The 17,918-nt window shown below is 73.0% G+C and carries 15 protein-coding genes; 6 read left to right on the forward strand and 9 right to left on the reverse strand.

Annotated elements, in window-relative coordinates; genetic code table 11:
- Positions 1 to 1,389 precede the first annotated feature (1,389 nt).
- A complete protein-coding gene (locus JYK17_RS38360; protein ID WP_222812208.1) occupies positions 1,390 to 2,103 on the reverse strand; it encodes an SDR family oxidoreductase in 714 nt (237 codons plus the stop codon).
- Positions 2,104 to 2,173: 70 nt separating this feature from the next.
- Between JYK17_RS38360 and JYK17_RS38365 the strand changes: the two genes are divergently transcribed.
- On the forward strand, positions 2,174 to 2,938 hold the full coding sequence (locus JYK17_RS38365) for a crotonase/enoyl-CoA hydratase family protein (protein ID WP_222812209.1): 765 nt from the start codon (positions 2,174 to 2,176) through the stop codon (positions 2,936 to 2,938).
- Positions 2,939 to 3,307: 369 nt separating this feature from the next.
- Here JYK17_RS38365 and JYK17_RS38370 read toward each other — a convergent pair whose 3' ends face one another.
- The 3 genes from JYK17_RS38370 to JYK17_RS38380 are packed head-to-tail and all read right to left on the reverse strand — an operon-like array spanning position 3,308 to position 7,412.
- The gene (locus tag JYK17_RS38370; protein WP_222812210.1) at positions 3,308 to 4,525 is read right to left on the reverse strand and encodes an NAD(P)/FAD-dependent oxidoreductase; all 1,218 of its coding nucleotides are present in this window, start codon (positions 4,523 to 4,525) and stop codon (positions 3,308 to 3,310) included.
- Positions 4,522 to 5,940, reverse strand: coding sequence for an FAD-dependent oxidoreductase (locus tag JYK17_RS38375; RefSeq protein WP_222812217.1), 1,419 nt, complete (start codon positions 5,938 to 5,940; stop codon positions 4,522 to 4,524). Before JYK17_RS38375 ends, JYK17_RS38370 begins: the two co-directional genes overlap by 4 nt.
- A gap of 41 nt (positions 5,941 to 5,981) precedes the next feature.
- On the reverse strand, positions 5,982 to 7,412 hold the full coding sequence (locus tag JYK17_RS38380) for an FGGY family carbohydrate kinase (RefSeq protein WP_108012218.1): 1,431 nt from the start codon (positions 7,410 to 7,412) through the stop codon (positions 5,982 to 5,984).
- Between the two features lie 381 nt (positions 7,413 to 7,793).
- Here JYK17_RS38380 and JYK17_RS38385 point away from each other — a divergent pair, with 381 nt between their 5' ends.
- The 4 genes from JYK17_RS38385 (at position 7,794) to JYK17_RS38400 (ending at position 13,630) form a co-directional block, all read left to right on the forward strand.
- Complete coding sequence (locus JYK17_RS38385; RefSeq protein WP_222812211.1) at positions 7,794 to 8,942, forward strand: mechanosensitive ion channel family protein; 1,149 nt, start codon at positions 7,794 to 7,796, stop codon at positions 8,940 to 8,942.
- A gap of 204 nt (positions 8,943 to 9,146) precedes the next feature.
- Positions 9,147 to 11,366: an NADP-dependent isocitrate dehydrogenase gene (locus JYK17_RS38390; RefSeq protein WP_222812212.1), complete on the forward strand. Its 2,220-nt coding sequence runs from the start codon at positions 9,147 to 9,149 to the stop codon at positions 11,364 to 11,366.
- 163 nt (positions 11,367 to 11,529) lie between these two features.
- Positions 11,530 to 12,327, forward strand: coding sequence for an N-formylglutamate amidohydrolase (locus tag JYK17_RS38395; RefSeq protein WP_222812213.1), 798 nt, complete (start codon positions 11,530 to 11,532; stop codon positions 12,325 to 12,327).
- A 58-nt stretch (positions 12,328 to 12,385) separates the two neighbouring features.
- On the forward strand, positions 12,386 to 13,630 hold the full coding sequence (locus JYK17_RS38400) for a cytochrome P450 (RefSeq protein ID WP_222812214.1): 1,245 nt from the start codon (positions 12,386 to 12,388) through the stop codon (positions 13,628 to 13,630).
- 15 nt (positions 13,631 to 13,645) lie between these two features.
- Here JYK17_RS38400 and JYK17_RS38405 read toward each other — a convergent pair whose 3' ends face one another.
- From JYK17_RS38405 to JYK17_RS38425, 5 genes are all read right to left on the reverse strand, one after another.
- Positions 13,646 to 13,789 (reverse strand): hypothetical protein, encoded by a 144-nt coding sequence (locus JYK17_RS38405; protein ID WP_222812215.1) that lies wholly within the window; start codon positions 13,787 to 13,789, stop codon positions 13,646 to 13,648.
- Between the two features lie 64 nt (positions 13,790 to 13,853).
- The gene (locus JYK17_RS38410; protein ID WP_222812215.1) at positions 13,854 to 13,997 is read right to left on the reverse strand and encodes a hypothetical protein; all 144 of its coding nucleotides are present in this window, start codon (positions 13,995 to 13,997) and stop codon (positions 13,854 to 13,856) included.
- Between the two features lie 64 nt (positions 13,998 to 14,061).
- Positions 14,062 to 14,565, reverse strand: a complete 504-nt coding sequence (locus JYK17_RS38415; protein WP_234548271.1) for a hypothetical protein — start codon at positions 14,563 to 14,565, stop codon at positions 14,062 to 14,064.
- Positions 14,566 to 14,570: 5 nt separating this feature from the next.
- Positions 14,571 to 15,170 carry an RNA polymerase sigma factor gene (locus tag JYK17_RS38420; protein ID WP_234024304.1) on the reverse strand — a complete coding sequence of 200 codons (600 nt, stop codon included), beginning with the start codon at positions 15,168 to 15,170 and terminating at the stop codon, positions 14,571 to 14,573.
- A gap of 35 nt (positions 15,171 to 15,205) precedes the next feature.
- Complete coding sequence (locus JYK17_RS38425; protein ID WP_108012212.1) at positions 15,206 to 16,642, reverse strand: S8/S53 family peptidase; 1,437 nt, start codon at positions 16,640 to 16,642, stop codon at positions 15,206 to 15,208.
- A gap of 149 nt (positions 16,643 to 16,791) precedes the next feature.
- Between JYK17_RS38425 and JYK17_RS38430 the strand changes: the two genes are divergently transcribed.
- Positions 16,792 to 17,918, forward strand: a 1,127-nt coding sequence (locus JYK17_RS38430) for a tetratricopeptide repeat protein (RefSeq protein ID WP_222812219.1), incomplete at its 3' end; no start/stop codon positions are given.

Here is a 17,918-nt window from a genome sequence, read left to right on the forward strand (position 1 = left end):
GGGGCGGCGCCAGGCGGGCGGCGCCAGGCGGGCGGCGCCAGGCGGGCGCTGAGCCCCGGGCGACCCTGAGCTGGGCGGGCAGCGCACCGGGCAGGCATTGCGTCCGGCAGGCAAGCGCCGGGCAGGCATTGCGCCGAGCAGGTGCTGAACCATGCATGCAATGCACCGGGCGGGCGGCGCGAGGCGGGCGCTGGGCCGGCGCTGGGCTGGCATTGCACCGAGTGGGCGGCGTCAGGCCGGCGTAGCGCCAAGCGGACGCTGCAGCTGGGCGCGCGCTATGTCAGGCGGACGTTGCGCTGCGCGGGCGCTGGAGCTGGGCGCACGCCGAGCCAGGCGGGCGCTAAGCCGGGCGGGCGCTAAGCCAGGCGGGCGCTAAGCCAGGCGGGCGCTAAGCCAGGCGGGCGCTAAGCCAGGCGGGCGCTAAGCCAGGCGGGCGCTAAGCCAGGCGGGCGCTAAGCCAGGCGGGCGCTAAGCCAGGCGGGCGCTAAGCCAGGCGGGCGCTAAGCCAGGCGGGCGCTAAGCCAGGCGGGCGCTAAGCCAGGCGGGCGCTAAGCCAGGCGGGCGCTAAGCCAGGCGGGCGCTAAGCCAGGCGGGCGCTAAGCCAGGCGGGCGCTAAGCCAGGCGGGCGCTAAGCCAGGCGGGCGCTAAGCCAGGCGGGCGCTAAGCCAGGCGGGCGCTAAGCCAGGCGGGCGCTAAGCCAGGCGGGCGCTAAGCCAGGCGGGCGCTAAGCCAGGCGGGCGCTAAGCCAGGCGGGCGCTAAGCCAGGCGGGCGCTAAGCCAGGCGGGCGCTAAGCCAGGCGGGCGCTAAGCCAGGCGGGCGCTAAGCCAGGCGGGCGCTAAGCCAGGCGGGCGCTAAGCCAGGCGGGCGCTAAGCCAGGCGGGCGCTAAGCCAGGCGGGCGCTAAGCCAGGCGGGCGCTAAGCCAGGCGGGCGCTAAGCCAGGCGGGCGCTAAGCCAGGCGGGCGCTAAGCCAGGCGGGCGCTAAGCCAGGCGGGCGCTAAGCCAGGCGGGCGCTAAGCCAGGCGGGCGCTAAGCCAGGCGGGCGCTAAGCCAGGCGGGCGCTACCCCAGGCGGGCGGCACCAGGCGGACGCTGCGCTGAGCGGACGCTGAAGCTGGGCGTACGTCGAGCCAAGCGGGCGCTGAGCCAGGCGACCCTGAGCCGGGCGGGCAGCGCGCCGAGCGGGCGCTGAGCCAGGCAGGCGGCGCGCCGTGCAGGCGGCGCGAGGCGGGCGCTAGAGCTGGGCGGGCGCTAGAGCTGGGCGGGCGCTGAGCCCGGCGCGCATTGCACTGAGCGGGCGCTGAGCCAGGCAGGCATTGCACCGGGCGGGCACTGAGGCGGGGCACTGCACCAGGCGGGTCCTCAGCCTGGTGCAGTGCCCCAGGCAGGCGTCACCAGGGCACGGGCTTGCCGTCCCGGAAGAACCCTCCGGTCGGGCCGTCGTCGGGGAGCGTGGCCGCCCAGGTGATTCCGGCGGCCCCCTCGCTCACCGGGCGTCCGCCGCGGCCGCCCATGTCGGTGGCGACCCAGCCGGGGCAGATCGCGTTGACGAGGACGCCGTCGCTGCGCAGCTCGCCGGCGAGCAGCCGGGTCAGGGCGTTGAGCGCGGCCTTGGAGACGCTGTACGCGGGGGTGCCGCCGCTCATCGACGCCAGTGAACCGCCCTCGCTGCTCACCATCACCACCCGCGGGTGCAGGCTTCGCCGCAGCAGCGGAAGCAATGCCTGGGTGACCCGCCAGGCCCCGAACAGATTGGTGTCCAGGGCCCGTTGGACCTCCGCGAGTTCGGCAGAGCGGGCCCGGGCCCAGGTGTCGTAGAGGATCGCCGCGTTGTTGACGACCACGTCCGTACGCCCGAGTTCGCGGGTGACCCGTTCGGCCATGGCGGTCACGCTCGCCTCGTCGGCGACGTCGAGCTGTACGGCCGTGACCCGTTCCCCGCCCGGATCGATCCGCGCGGCGGCCGTGCACCCCTGGTCGAGGTCGCGGGCGCCGAGGACCACGCGGTGGCCGCGCTCGGCCAGCTGCCGTGCGACCTCGTACCCGATCCCGCGATTGGCGCCGGTCACCACGGCGACCGGCGGGGCGACGCCTGCGTCCGCCATCAGGAACACTCCCTCTGTAGGAACAGTCAGCCTCGCACAGGAAAACTCGCAGAGGAAAAGAGGACTCGACATGCCGGTCCGTACCGAGCGCCAGGGACACGTCACCACGGTCGTCCTCTCCCGCCCCGAGGCCCGCAACGCCGTGGACGGTCCTACGGCCGCCGAACTCGTGGCCGCCTTCCGGGAGTTCGAGGCGGACGAGGAGGCGCGCGCGGCGGTGCTGTGGGGCGAGGGCGGCACGTTCTGCGCGGGCGCCGACCTCAAGGCGATCGGCACCGCGCGTGGCAACCGGGTCGCGGAGGACGGTGACGGACCGATGGGGCCGACCCGGCTGCGGCTGTCCAAGCCGGTGATCGCCGCGGTCGCGGGGCATGCGGTGGCCGGTGGTCTCGAACTGGCCCTGTGGTGCGATCTGCGGGTGGCGGAGGAGGACGCGGTCTTCGGCGTGTTCTGCCGCCGCTGGGGCGTGCCGTTGATCGACGGCGGGACGGTACGGCTGCCCCGGCTGATCGGGCAGAGCCGCGCGATGGACATGATCCTCACCGGGCGGCCGGTGGCGGCGCGGGAGGCCCACGAGATGGGGCTCGCCAACCGCGTGGTCCCCGTCGGCACGGCCCGCGGGGAGGCGGAGGCGCTGGCTGCCGAGATCGCGGGCTTCCCGCAGGCCTGTCTGCGGAGCGACCGAGCGTCGGTCCTGGAGCAGGACGGGCTGGACGAGGTCGAAGCGATGCGCGGCGAACTCCGCCACGGCATGGGCGTGTTGGACGAAAGCCTGGAAGGCGCCGCACGGTTCGCCCGAGGGGCCGGGCGGCACGGGTCTTTCACGGACCGGTGAACCGCCACCCGCACCGCTCCCAAAACCGGACGCTTCAGCACGGCAACTCCGCTGTCTGAGCAGGACCAGCCGGACGACCCCGCGGCCATGCACGCGAACTCCGCCACCGCACGGGCCTGTTGCACGCGAGCATGGAGAGCGCCGCACGGTTCGCCCGAGGGACCGGGCGGCACGGGTCTTTCACGGACCGGTGAACCCCCACCCGCACCGTTCGACAACCGGGCGCGTCAGCACGGCAGCTGGTGTGGAGGGGGCGGGCGGCACAGGGCGTTTCACCGACCGGTGACCGCCACCCACACCGCCCGACAACCGGGCGCGTCACCACGGCAGCCGGTGTGGAGGGGGAGGGGCCGGGCGGCATACGGGGGTTCACGGACCGGTGACCGTCACCCGCACCGGGCCGCCCTGCCGATCGACCCGGTGCGTCCAGCTCGCCGGGAGGCGCACCGTGCGGTTCGGCACGGCGGTCCGCAGCCGGTGGCGGTACAACTCCCTCCCGTCCTGGGTGACTTCGAGAACGGGGCGCGTCAGCAGGGTGGTGGTGCGCAGGACGTACGGGAGGCGGTCGGTCGGGGTGACGCGGCCGGGGGCGATCCAGTGCAGGGGCGGCTGAACGGTCAGGGGGACTCCGGTCGGCCAGGCCTCCTCATCGGTGAACCATTTCTTGACCGCCCCTGCCGCGTGCGCGCCCTCGCGCATCGCCACGGACGCGCTCTCGACGGGGTGCAGCACGCTGCCGACGGCGAAGACGCCCGGACGCGAGGTGCGCAGGGCGCCGTCGACGGCGGGTCCGCGGGTGCCGGGGTCGAGGGCCACTCCCCCACGCCGGGCCAGCTCGTGGTCGGGTACGAAGTCGCCGGTGAAGACGACCGTGTCGCACAGCAGCGTGATCGTACGGCCGTCGCGGTGGCGGACGCTGACGCCCGACAGGCGTCCGTGGCCCAGGAGTTCGGTCACCGTGGTGTCGGTCAGCAGGGGGACACGGCCGCGCAGGCGGGCGTCGTGGGCGCGGGCCGGGGACGTCTGGGGGCGGGGCAGGTCCGTGACCATGGCGACTACGTCCGCGCCCGCGGTCCGGATGGTCCTGGCAGCCGTGTACGAGACGTCCTGCGCGCCGACGATCACCGCCCGGCTGCCGATGTGCTGCCCGTACAGGTGCACGGATTGCAGCAACTCGCCCGTGGTGAGGACGCCGGCGGGGCGGGTGCCGGGGACCAGGCGTGCGGCGCGGGAGCGTTCATGGGCGCCGGTGGCCAGGACGACGGCACGGGCAGTGAGGGTTTCGGGGCCCTCGGGGCCGGTGGTCGTCAGCGTGAGCGGGCCTGCCCAGTCGAGAGCGCTCACCCCGGTGCGTACGACCGCTCCGGCGGCGATCGCGGCATCGGTGAGCAGCCGGGCGTACGCGGGCCCGGTCAACGGACGGGACCAGGTGCCGAATCCGCCGTGGGCGCTGTACCGGGGCACTCCGCCGGCCTGCTGTTCCCGCTCCAGCACCTCGACACTGCCCGCTCCGGCGGCGGCCAGCCGGGCGGCGGCGGCCAGTCCGCCGGGGCCGCCGCCCACCACGAGGACGTCGACGTTCCTCACCCGCGGGCCTCCTCGAGCAGTGCCCGGACCGCCGCCCCGCAGTGGAAGCCCTGGCAGCGGCCCGCCCGGGCGCGGGTGCGGCGGCGCAGTCCGTCCAGGGTGCGCGGCGGGATCGTACTGCCGAGGGCGTCGCGGATCTCGCCGCGCGAGACGCGCTCGCAATGGCAGACGAGGGTGCCGTACTCCGGGTCGGCGGCGACGAGTTGTGGCTGCTCGCAGGGGCGCGGTGCGTTCTCGCCGAGGTGGGGCATGCGGACGGGCGGTGGTTCGCGCACCGGGCCGAGGTCGAGGCCGTTCGCGGCCAGCAGGCCGGTGACATGGTCGGCGATGGCGAGAGAGGCGGTCAGTCCGGTGGAGCGGATACCGCCGACGGTGACGTACGCCTGTGACGGGTGCGCGGTGATGCGGTAGTCGTCGTGTTCCGTCGCGGCACGCAGACCGGCGTAGACGGCGGTGATCTCCTCCTCGACCAGCTCCGGCAGGAGGCGGCGGCCCTTGTCGCGCAGCAGTGCGAGGCCGTCGGCCGTGGAGTCGGTGGCGCGTTTGTCGCGGAGGTCCTCGGCGGTGGGGCCGAGGAGGACGTTGCCGTGGACGGTGGGGGCGACCAGGACACCCTTGCCGAGGGCGGTCGGGACGGGCAGCAGGATGTGCTGGACCAGGGCGCGGGCGAAGCGGTCGTAGACGATGAGCTGGCCGCGGCGCGGGGTCACCGTGAAGTCGTGGTGGCCGAGCTGCCGGTCGAGGGTGTCGGCGTGGAGCCCGGCGGCGTTGACGAGGTGTCGGGCGCGCAGGGTGCCGCGGCGGGTGCGCAGGCGATGGCTGCTGCCGTCGTGACTGGCGTCCTGCACGGGCGAGTTGAGGTGCAGTTCGACGCCGCCGAGTACGGCCTGGGTGGCGTACGCCAGGGTGGTCGTCCAGGGGCAGATGACGGACTCGCCGGGCACGTGCAGGGCGCCGAGCGCGCCGGGGCCCAAGTGGGGTTCGCGCGCGTAGAGTTCGGCGGGATCCAGCAGTCGGGTCTCCCGGTACTCGTTGCGCTCGGCCTTCCGCGCGAGGCGGGGCAGGGCGGCCAGTTGCTCCTCGTCCCAGGCGACGAGCAGCGCACCGACCTTCTCGACGGGGATCCCCGACTCGGCGGCGTAGGCGGCGAGTTGACGGGACCCCTCGCGGACGAGCCGGGCTTCGAGGGAGCCGGGGACAGCGTCGAACCCGGTGTGCAGGATCGCGGTGTTCGCCTTGGAGGTGCCCTGACCGACGTCGTCCTGGGCCTCGACGAGGGCGACGCGGAGGCGCGGGTGGTGCGCGAGGGCGCGGGCGATCGCGCAGCCGACGACTCCGGCGCCGACGACGGCGACGTCGTAGGGCCGGTCGGGCAGGGGACCGTGCGTGGTGACCGTCGCGCGCGGGCTGTTCATGCGTTCGGCCTTCATGCGTCCGGCCTTCGTGCGTCCGGCCGTCATGCGTCGAGGAGGGCGGTGACGGCGGTGCGGAAGCCGGACAGGCGCGCGGCCGCCTCGTCGGCGGAGATGCGCGGCTCGTACACCGCGGACGGTTTCCCGTCCGGCAGCACCTCGGCGAGGGACAGGCCGGGGCGGGCGCCGAGCCGAGCCAGGGCGCCGACGCCCAACGCGGTCGCGTCGGGCAGGGCGGACACCTCGACGGGGCGTTGCAGCAGGTCGGCCTGGGTCTGCATGAGCAGCGAGGAGCGAGTGAGGCCGCCGTCGACCCGGAGCGCGGACAGCGGCTCGCCCAGGTCGGCCGCCGCGGCGTCGGCGAGGAGGACGACCTGGGCCGCGAGGCCCTCGCACAGGGCGCGCACCAGATGCCCGGGCCCGGTGTCGAGGCCGAGCCCGGTGAGGGAGCCGCGCAGATCGCCGCGCCACCAGGGGGCGGCCAGGCCGGCGAGTGCCGGCACGAAGGTGACGCCGCCGCTGTCGGGTACGGCGCCGCCGACGGCGTCCAGGTCGGCCGCGCCCTTGATGACGCCGAGGTCGGTGAGCCAGCGCACGGCGGAGGCGGCCGTGTAGACCTGGCCGTCCAGGCAGTAACTCGCCTGTCCGGCAAGGCGCCAGGCCACACAGCTGACCAGGCCCGAGGTGCCGCGTCGTGGGCGGTCGCCGGTGTGGGCGAGGAGGAACGCGCCGGTGCCGTAGGTGCACTTGGCGCCGCCGGGAACGGTGATGCGCTGCGCGAGCAGGGCGGCCTGCTGGTCGACGGCCAGTCCGGTGAGTGGGATCTCGGCACCGAACTCCCTTGTCGTACCCACGGGTTGGGCATTGTCCGTGACTTCGGGAAGCCGTTCGTCCGACAGCCCGTAGAGGTCGAGGGCGCGTGGTGACCACTGGGTGCGGTCGAGGTCGAGCAGCTGGGTGCGGCCTGCGGTCGCGGCATCCGTGACGAAGGCACCGGTGAGGCGGTGCACGAGCCAGGCGTCGCTGGTGGTGACGACGCCCTCGCGGGTGAGGTGCCGGCGGATCCAGGCCATCTTCGGCGCGGCGAAGTACGGGTCGACGGGCAGTCCGGTCAGAGCCCGCAACTCATCGGCGCACGGGGCGAGTTCGGCGCATACCGACTCGGCTCGGCGGTCCTGCCAGACCAGGGCGTCGGTGAGCGGGCGGCCGGTGTCCGGGTCCCAGGCGAGCACGGTCTCGCCCTGGTTGGCCAGGCCCAGCGCGACGACGGGTTCGCGCGCCTCGGCCAGGGCCCGGGCGCCCGCGTCGAGCACCGAGCGGTACAGCTCCTCGGGGTCGGCCTCCACCCGGCCGCCGGGCAGCGGGCGGGGGTGCACCTCGGCGAATCCGGTGCCGATGACGCCGCGTTCGGGGCAGACGACCAGCGCCTTGGTGCCGGACGTGCCCTGGTCGACCGCGAGCACCGGACCTGTCATTTCTGCCTCTCCTCGCGTCTCCCCGTGGCTCCCCGTGGCTATCCGTCGCAACCCTCGACGTCCGCGACGCCCGGGAGGCCCGGGACGTCCGTGACAGCCGTGACGCCCGTGACATGGGCGGTGCCCGGGACGATCACCGCGCGCCAGCCTGCCGCCGGGAGACACCGGCGTCAAGAAACCCCCCGCCGACCGGTACCCGCGTCAAGAAACCTCAGAAACCCCCGCCGCATGTGCGATGCCGTCAGGTGCCGGGCCACACTGCCGAGTACGGCAGGATGGACGGCCGTACATTCGAATTCGAGCAGGTGGATACGTGACGACACTTCACATCCGGCACTGTGCGGCGGGGGACGCCGCAGATCGTCTTCCCGGAGGTGAGCGGTGAACCGGGCACTCACCGTGGACGACCTGGTCATCGCCGGTATCGCGGTGGTGGCGGGCCTGTTGGCCGCGTTCTTGCTGCGCATGCTGCTGCGCTGGCTGGGCAAGCACGCCGACCGCACCCGCTGGAGCGGCGACGACGTCATCGTCGACGCGCTGCGCACGGTGGTGCCGTGGGCGGCGATCCTGGGCGGGGCGGCCTCGGCGGGCGCCGCGCTGCCGCTGACCAGAACGGTGCAGAATCACGTCAACCAGGTGCTGACCGTACTGTTCATCCTCGTCGTCACCGTGACGGCGGCCCGGGTGATCGCGGGCCTGGTGCGTACGGTGACCAGTTCCCGCTCGGGGGTCGCGGGGTCGGCCACGATCTTCGTCAACATCACCCGGGTGCTGGTCCTGGCGATCGGCTTCCTGGTGATGCTGCAGACCCTGGGCATCTCCATAGCGCCCCTGCTCACCGCCCTGGGCGTGGGCGGTCTCGCGGTCGCCCTGGCGCTGCAGGACACGCTCGCGAACCTCTTCGCGGGCATCCACATCCTCGCCTCCAAGACCGTGCAGCCGGGCGACTACATCCAGCTGAGCAGCGGCGAGGAGGGCTACGTCGAGGACATCAACTGGCGGCAGACGACGGTACGGGCGCTCTCCAACAACCTGGTCGTCATCCCCAACGGCGAGCTCGCCCGCTCGAACATGACCAACTACATGCGTCCCGAGCAGCGGATGACGATCCTGGTGCAGGTGGGTGTCGCCTACGACAGTGATCTCGACCATGTCGAGCGGGTGACCATGGACGTCATCGGCGAGGTGATGCGGGACGTCAGCGGCGCGGTCCCGGACCACGAGCCGGCGATCCGCTTCCACACCTTCGGCGACTCGCGCATCGGCTTCACGGTCATCCTGGGCGTGGGCGAGTTCAGCGACCAGTTCCGGATCAAGCACGAGTTCATCAAGGCCCTGCACAAGCGCTACCGCGAGGAGGGCATCCGCATCCCGGCCCCCGCGCGCACGGTGGCACTGCAGCAGGGCTCGGTGGTGATACCGCACCAGCGCGGGTCGGAGGAGACGGGGGCCGTCGAGGCAGGGGTCGTAGAGACGGGGGCCGAAGCGGGCGAGGGGTATCCGCAGCCGTCTCGCCCGACGCGCGACTGAGGGGTCGGGGGCGGGCGCGGAAGGGGTCGGCTCAGGCCGCCGGCGATCACATGCACGATCTTCGTCGGGGACCCGGCGGGGGCGCTTCGATCACCCGGATCGGGTCCCGGACCGTAGGACATGTGCCACACCCCTTTCGAGCCCGCCTCGATCACGAGATATCTTGATGTCGAGCAATGTTGCAGACGTGGAGCGGAGCACCCGGTGACTGACTCGACCATCTTCTATACGCACACTGACGAGGCCCCCGCCCTGGCGACGTATTCCTTCCTGCCGGTGGTTCAGGCGTACGCCTCGCAGGCGGGTGTCACCGTCGCGACGCGGGACATCTCGCTGGCCGGGCGCATCATCGCCGTGTTCCCGGAGTACCTCGCCGAGGACCAGCGGATTCCGGACGCCCTGCACGAGCTGGGTGAGCTGGCCAAGACGCCCGAGGCCAACATCATCAAGCTGCCGAACATCTCGGCGTCCATCCCGCAGCTGAAGGCCGCCATCGCCGAGCTGCAGAGCCAGGGCTACGCGCTGCCGAACTACCCGGACGACCCGAAGACCGACGAGGAGCGGGAGATCCAGGCCCGCTACGACAAGATCAAGGGCTCCGCGGTCAACCCGGTCCTGCGCGAGGGCAACTCCGACCGGCGCGCCCCCGCCTCGGTCAAGAACTACGCCAAGACCCACCCGCACCGCATGGGCGCCTGGAGCGCTGACTCCAAGACCAACGTCGCGACCATGAGCCAGGACGACTTCCGCTCCACGGAGAAGTCCGCGGTGATCTCCGAGGCCGGTTCCCTGCGGATCGAGCTGGTCGCCGAGGACGGCAGCACCACCGTGCTGCGCGAGTCCGTGCCCGTCCTCGAGGGCGAGGTCGTCGACGCATCCGTGATGCGCGCCGCCGCGCTGAACGAGTTCCTCGCCGCGCAGGTCGCCCGCGCCAAGCAGGAGGGCGTGCTGTTCTCCGTGCACCTCAAGGCCACGATGATGAAGGTCTCCGACCCGATCATCTTCGGTCACGTGGTACGCACGTTCTTCCCGAAGACCTTCGCGAAGTACGGCAGCACGCTCGCCGCCGCCGGTCTGAGCCCGAACGACGGCCTGGGCGGTATTTACAAGGGCCTGGAGGCCCTGCCCGAGGGCGCCGAGATCAAGGCCTCCTTCGACGCCGAGCTCGGGGAGGGCCCGGCCCTGGCCATGGTCGACTCCGACCGCGGCATCACCAACCTGCACGTGCCCTCCGACGTGATCGTGGACGCCTCGATGCCGGCCATGATCCGCACCTCCGGCCACATGTGGGGCCCGGACGGCGCGGAGGCCGACACCCTCGCGGTCCTGCCGGACTCCTCCTACGCGGGCGTCTACCAGGCCGTGATCGACGACTGCCGGGCCAACGGCGCCTACGACCCCTCGACCATGGGCTCGGTGCCGAACGTCGGCCTGATGGCGCAGAAGGCCGAGGAGTACGGCTCCCACGACAAGACCTTCGAGATCAAGACGGCCGGCACGGTCCGCCTGGTCGACCAGAACGGCAACGCCGTCCTCGAGCAGCCCGTCGCCGCCGGTGACATCTTCCGCACCTGCCAGACCAAGGACGCGCCGATCAAGGACTGGGTGAAGCTGGCCGTCACCCGCGCCCGCGCCACCGGCAACCCGGCCGTGTTCTGGCTGGACGAGACCCGCGCGCACGACGCGCAGCTGATCGCCAAGGTCAAGGCGTACCTGCCGGAGCACGACACCGAGGGCCTGGACATCCGTATCCTCGCCCCGGTCGAGGCCACCAAGCTGTCGGTGGAGCGCATCCGCCGCGGTGAGGACACCATCTCGGTGACCGGCAACGTGCTGCGCGACTACCTCACCGACCTCTTCCCCATCCTGGAGCTGGGCACCAGCGCCAAGATGCTGTCGGTGGTCCCGCTGATGGCGGGCGGCGGCCTGTTCGAGACGGGCGCCGGCGGCTCCGCGCCGAAGCACGTCCAGCAGCTGATCAAGGAGAACTACCTGCGCTGGGACTCCCTGGGTGAGTTCTTCGCCCTGGTCCCGGCCTTCGAGCAGTACGCCGCGACCACCGGCAACACCCGCGCCAAGGTCCTCGCCGACACGCTCGACCGCGCCACGGCGACCTTCCTGAACGAGGACAAGTCCCCGACCCGCCGCGTCGGCGGCATCGACAACCGCGGCAGCCACTTCTTCCTGTCCCTGTACTGGGCGCAGGAGCTGGCGGCGCAGACCGACGACGCGGACCTGGCCAAGGCCTTCGCCCCGCTCGCCGAGACGCTCGCCGCGAACGAGCAGAAGATCGTCGACGAGCTGCTCGCCGTCCAGGGCGAGCCGGCCGACATCGGCGGCTACTACCAGCCCGACCCGGCCAAGGCCGCCGCGGTCATGCGCCCGTCGGCCACCTGGAACGGAGCCCTGGCGTCCCTGAGCTGACCCAAGCAGCACCTTCTCGCCGCAGCCCCGACCGGGTGAACCCCCGGCCGGGGCTGCGGCGTTCCGAGCGCCGGGGAACGACGGCATTCTTGGGCAGCCGCGGTGCCACGCCCAGGCAGCCGTTCCACGATCCCGCCCGCAACACCCGCCCCAGGAGCCCCACATGCCCAGCGCCAGCCCCTCCCACACCCTCCTCCCCGGCGCCCCCGACTCCCCCGTGATCCTTCATGTGCCGCACTCCTCGCGGGAGATCCCGGAGGCGGTGCGAGAGGGGATCGTGCTCGATGACGCCGCTCTGGAGCGGGAGTTGGATCACATCACCGATGCGCACACCGCTGAACTCGCCGAGAGTGCCGCCAGGTTGTCGGGGCTTGCTCCTTGGCGGTTCGTCAATCGGCTGTCGCGGCTGGTGGTCGATCCCGAGCGGTTTCCGGACGAGCGGGAGGAGATGCTGGCGGTCGGGATGGGGGCGGTGTACACGCGGACCACGCACCGGGGTGTGCTGCGACCCGCTGATACAGACCCCGGGCCGCTGATCGAGCAGTATTTTCGGCCGTACGCGCGGGCCATGACCGAGGCGGTGGCCGGGCGATTGGCCGCGGTGGGGCGGGCTGTGATCATCGACGTGCACTCGTATCCGAGCGTCGCGCTGCCCTACGAGCTGCACGGTGCGGGCCCCCGGCCGCCGGTCTGTCTCGGGACCGGCTCCTTCCATACGCCGCCCGAGCTCACGGCCGCCGCGCGGGACGCGTTCGCGGACTGCGGGGGGACGGGGGTGGACAGCCCGTTCGGTGGGGCGTACGTACCGCTGGAGTTCTACGGCACGGACGCGCGGGTCGGCGCGCTGATGGTGGAGATCCGCCGGGACACGTACATGACCGAGCCGGGCGGTCCCGCGGGCCCCGGGCTGACCGGTCTGGCATCGGCGCTCGCCGCGCTCGTCGACGCCGTGACCGGCTGACCTCCGGCTGGAGCACTCCCGCGCGACACGCCCCGCCCACGGCCCCAGGGTGGATGGCATGACCGAGGAGACCAGCACGCTGACCGAGCAGGCGCCACCCCCGGTGCGGGACTGGCCCGCACTCGACCTCGACGGGACCGAGTTCGACCCCGTGCTCGCGGAGCTGATGCGCGAGGGGCCGCTGACCCGGATCCGGCTGCCGCACGGCGAGGGCTGGGCGTGGCTGGCGACCCGGTACGAGGACGTGAAGCTGATCACCAACGATCCCCGTTTCAGCCGTACGGAGGTCACCCACCGCCAGGTGACCCGGCTCGCCCCCAGCTTCGCGCCCCGGCCGGGCTCGCTCGCCTGGGCCGACCAGCCCGACCACAACCGGCTGCGCAAGCCGGTCGCGGGCGCGTTCACGGTGGCCGCGATGAAGCGGCTGCGGCCCCGCGCGCAGCGGATCCTGAACGAGCTGGTCGACGGGGTCGTACGCGACGGGCCGCCGGCCGATCTGGTCGAGCGGGTGCTGGAGCCGTTCCCGATCACCGTGGTCAGTGAGGTGATGGGGGTGCCCGTCGCGGACCGGGAGCGGGTGCACGCCTGGACGCGGCAGATCATCTCCACGTCGGGCGGGGCCGAGGCCGCCGACCGGGCCAAGCAGGGCCTGTACGGGTGGATCACCGAGACCGTCCGGGCCCGGGCGGGGAGCACCGGCGGGGACGTGTACTCACTGCTCGGGGCCGCCGTCGGCCGGGGCGAGATCAGTGAGGAGGAGGCGGTGGGCCTCGCCGGGCCGCTGCAGATCGGCGGCGAGGCGGTCACCCACAACTGCGGTCAGATGCTGTTCCTGATGCTCAGCCGCCCGGAGCTGGCGGCGCGGATGCGCGAGCAGCACGGGCGCGGCGCGGTCATCGACGAGCTGCTGCGTTTCATCCCGCACCGCACCTCGGTCGGTCTGGCCCGGATCGCCCTGGAGGACGTGGTGCTGCACGGCCACCGCATCAGCGCGGGCGACCCCGTCTACGTCTCCTACCTGGCCGCCAATCACGACCCGGACGTCTTCCCCGACCCGGGCCGCATCGACGCGGACCGTGCGCCGAGGCCCCATCTGGCGTTCGGCAACGGCCCGCACCACTGCACCGGGGCCGTGCTCGCCCGGCTGCAGACCGAACTGCTCGTCGACACCCTGCTGGACCGGCTGCCGGGCCTCGAACTCGCGGTCCCCGCCGACCAGGTGGTCTGGCGCCGCAGGACCATGATCCGAGGTCCGCGGAACCTGCCCGTCACGTGGTCCGCGGACCCTGCCGTCCCCCGGTGAGGGCAGGGCCCCCGGTCATGCCGTCAACCAGTCCGTGACGAGCACTCCCTCGCCGGTCCGCAGACGCAGCGCGAACGGGCCGGCGAGCGGCCGGTCGTAGGTGAAGCGCCCCAAGGCGTCGGTCTCCAGGGGCGAGCCCGAGACCGGGCCGCTGAGCACCTCGATCCCGGCCGTCCGCGGGCGGCAGCACCTGCCCGTCCCCCGGTGAGGGCAGGGCCCCCGGTCATGCCGTCAGCCAGTCCGTGACGAGCACTCCCTCGCCGGTCCGCAGACGCAGCGCGAACGGGCCGGCGAGCGGCCGGTCGTAGGTGAAGCGCCCCAAGGCGTCGGTCTCCAGGGGCGAGCCCGAGACCGGGCCGCTGAGCACCTCGATCCCGGCCGTCCGCGGGCGGCAGCACCTGCCCGTCCCCCGGTGAGGGCAGGGCCCCCGGTCATGCCGTCAGCCAGTCCGTGACGAGCACTCCCTCGCCGGTCCGCAGACGCAGCGCGAACGGGCCGGCGAGCGGCCGGTCGTAGGTGAAGCGCCCCAAGGCGTCGGTCTCCAGGGGCGAGCCCGAGACCGGGCCGCTGAGCACCTCGATCCCGGCCGTCTGCGGCGGCAGCACCTGCCCCATCAGCCCCTGCACGGTCAGTTCCACGTCGACGGTCACCCCGCCCGCGTGGAACGTGAGCATGCGCGGCACGTCCGTCGCACCCCGCACGGGGATCGCGTCCACCACCGAGTCGAAGGTCAGCTCGGCGATCTGAGCATCGAGGTCGTGCAGCGCGAAGGCCTCGACGGCGATCTGACGCAGCTCGGGCGGCACCGGGTCCAGGATGGTCGCGGCCCGGCGCAGTTCCTCCTCCAGCAGGTCGAGGTCCGGGTCCTCGCCCGCGAAGGCGTCCCCGCCCTCGAAAGTGCCCTCGCCGCCGATCCCGCTCATGTCGTCGTCCATGTCCCTCACACCGCTCCCCGTGCTTCCAGCCGTGCCCGCAACCGCCGCAGGCAGCGCTGCCGGAGCGGCCCGATGCTGCCCACGGCGATCCCCAGCGCCACGGACACCTCCTGATAGCTGGGCGGCGGCGAGGACATCAGGACGCGCAGCAACTGCCTGCAGCGGTCGCCGAGTTCCTCGAACTCCTGCCACACCCGGCGGATCCGCTCGGTCTCGGCGGCCGCCTCCTCCAGATCGAGGATCGACTGCTCGGGCGTACGGTCCTCACTGACCCGGTCGAGCAGCTGCGGATCGTCCGTCGGGGTCAGCCGCCTTAAGCTCTTGAGCACCTTCAGGCACTCGTGCCGTGCGGTGCTCGCCAGCCAGGACCCGGCCTTCTCCGGTTCCCGGATCCGCCCCAGGTGCTGGGCGAACCGGAACCACGCCGTCTGGTACACCTCGTGCGCATCGGCCTCGGAAAGCCGGTGCGAGCGCACGACGGACCACACCAGTGGGCTCAGCCCTTCCACGAGCGCTTTCCAGGCCGCCGCGTCGCCGTCGACGGCGGACTGGACCAGCGCGCCGACATCTGCTCGGTCCACGGCCCCACCCCTCGTGTACGGCATGACATCGTACGCCGTGGAGGGAGACGTTCCAGACCTCATGCCCCGGGAGCCAGCTGCACGACCGTACCCGGGCGCCAGCCTGCCGGGAGGAGCGCCGGCACATGGGCCCCGCGCACCTCGGCGAACTCGGTGTTCGCCGCGAGCAGTTGCTTGCCCGCGGCGCGCGGGTCGCTCTCCTTGTTGGCCGTCATGTAGGCGGCGACCAGACCGGCGGCGACGGGCGCGGAGAACGAGGTGCCGCTCCAGTGCGCGTAGCCCTCGAACATCACCTGGTCCGCCTTGGCGGCGGTGGGCGTGCCGGCCTCGCTCAGTACGCCGGTGTGGCGGGGGTACTGGCAGGTGCAGGCGTAGCCGAAGCCGAACCGGCAGGCGTCGTAGGTGGAGTGCTGGTAGACGTACGGCACCGGCGCGTCGAAGCCCGTCAGGGTGCTGGTCAGGCGCTCGCCCGGGGCGTAGGCGTTGACCCAGCCGCCGTGGTTGGTGAAGCAGGCGCCGAACTCGCCGTCGCCGCGCAGCGCGCCGACCGACAGCACCACGTCCGAGAAGTCGGGCAGGGAGGCGTAGGCGGCGGGCCAGAACGGCGTGGCGCTGGAGTTGTTGCCGGCCGCGGCGACCATCAGGGTGCGCTGTCCGCGCAGTTCCTGCATGAAGCCCTCGACGCCGAGCAGGCCGTCGGTGCGGCCGTTGGAGGTGCCGGCGGACAGGCTGATGATGTCCGGCCAGCCGTGCTCGTCGACCGCGTCGAACAGCCGCTGGCCGAACTGGTCCTCCAGGATGGCGCCCGCGTCGTTGAGGGTGCTGCGCACGGTGATGTTTGTGTTCGGTGCGACCGCCGCGAGCAGTCCGGCGATGAACGTGCCGTGGCCCACGTACTGCAGGAGGTTGCCCTGCTCGTCGGTCTCGGTGCCGTGCAGGTCGCCCTGGACGTGGGCGAGCAGCGGGACCATGCCGTAGTCGTGGGTGAGGCCGTTGTCGATGACCAGGACGCCGACCGCGGTGTCCGCGTCGTGGCCGCCCTCGGCCGGGGCCGGGTTGGTGCCCTGGGTGAGGGGTGCGGGCACCGGCTCGTCGCCGGGGCAGGAGTTGACCGCGATGGACACCACGTGGTTGCGGCTGACCAGCCTGCGCCCGGCGCGCCCCTCGTGGCCGCGCATGGACCGCAGGGCGTGGGCGACGGCCCGGTCGCCGTGCCGGTCCCCGTGCCCGGGGTCGCCGACCTGGATGCGAGTGATGCCCGAGCGGTTGGTCTCCGGGCTGACCCGGCGCACATGGTCGGCGGTCAGGCCGGTCGCCTCGGTGAAGTGGGTGCGCACGGTGTCCTCGACGAGCCGCGCCTCCTCGCCGTCCCGGGCGAGGACCACCCCCTTCTCGTAGATGAACTCCGCCGCGTCGTCGGGCCCCAGGGCCAGGGAGACGTCGGGCAACGAACGCTGGATCTGGTCGAACTGCTCGCGGAACCGCTGAGGTGCCATGGCGTTTCCCTCCCACTGAGGCGACAGTCGTCAGCAAGAGTCTCGGGGCAGTTGGTTGATACAGCACCAACCTGGTGTGGCCCGCCACCTGGGCCACTACCATCCATGGAGTGACAGCGGGAAGCGAACCGGTTCTCGAACTGCTGCCGATGGTGTTCGCCGACCCGGGCGAGGCCCGGGCCCGGGCGCAGGGCGTGCTCGACTCCGATCCGTCGGCCTGGCGCGCCTCGGTCGCTCACCAGGTGATCGGCATCTGGCAGCGGGACTGGGGCGACATCCGTATCGCGCTGCACCATCTGCGCCGGGCCCGTGACCTGGCGGCGCGCGCCCAGGCACCGGACCGGGAGGCGGACGTGCTGGCCGCGCTCGGCGTGGCACTGGTGCACGCGGGCCGCACCCGGCAGGGCCTCGAGGCGCTGGAGCGGGGCGTCACGGTCAGCAGCGGTCACACCCGCGCGCGGGTGCTGTTCCGGCGGGCCTACGCCTCCTGGGTGCTGGGTCGGCACCGTGAGGCGCTGGAGGACGTACGGCGGGCGATACCCGTGCTGCGGCAGGCGGACGACGTCATCTGGACGGCGCGGGCGGTGACCCTGCGGGCGACCGTGCATCTGGCGCTCGGCGCGGTGGACCGGGCGGACGCCGACTTCACCGCGGCGGAGGCGCTGTGGGACACCACCGGCCAGGACCACGACAAGGCGGACGTGGTGGAGAGCCGGGGGCTGGCCGCCTTCCGGCAGGGCGACATCCCGCTGGCGCTGCGGCTGATGGCCGAGGCCGAGGAGCGGTACGCCAAGCTCGGCACGCCCTCCTTCATGCTCTACATCCGGCGCTGCGAGGTCCTGATGGCCGCCGGGCTGGCCCCGGAGGCGCTGACCGAGGCGGACACGGCGATCGCGTCGCTCGACGGCATCGGCGGGCAGTCCACCCGCAAGGCGGAGCTGCTGCTGGTGGCGGCCCGCGCGGCCCGGCTGGCGGGCGACCCGCACACGGCGATCGCGCGCGCGGCGCTCGCCGTACGGCTGTTCGCCGGGCAGCGCCGCCCCTGGTGGGAGACGCATGCCCAACTCGTGCTGATCGAGGCGCGGGTGGCCACGGGGCGGCGTTCGGGGCGCCTGGTCGCGGACGCGGCGGCGGTGGCCGAACGGCTCGCGTCCTTCGGTGCGCCGGCCGCTCCGGAGGCCTCGCTGCTGGCGGGCCGGATCGCGCTCGCCCTGGGCTGGACGGCGGACGCCGAGCGGCATCTGGCCGTGGCCGCCCGCAGCCGGCACAGCGGGCC

The organism is Streptomyces plumbidurans (assembly GCF_019857225.1).
Lineage (GTDB): Bacteria > Actinomycetota > Actinomycetes > Streptomycetales > Streptomycetaceae > Streptomyces > Streptomyces plumbidurans.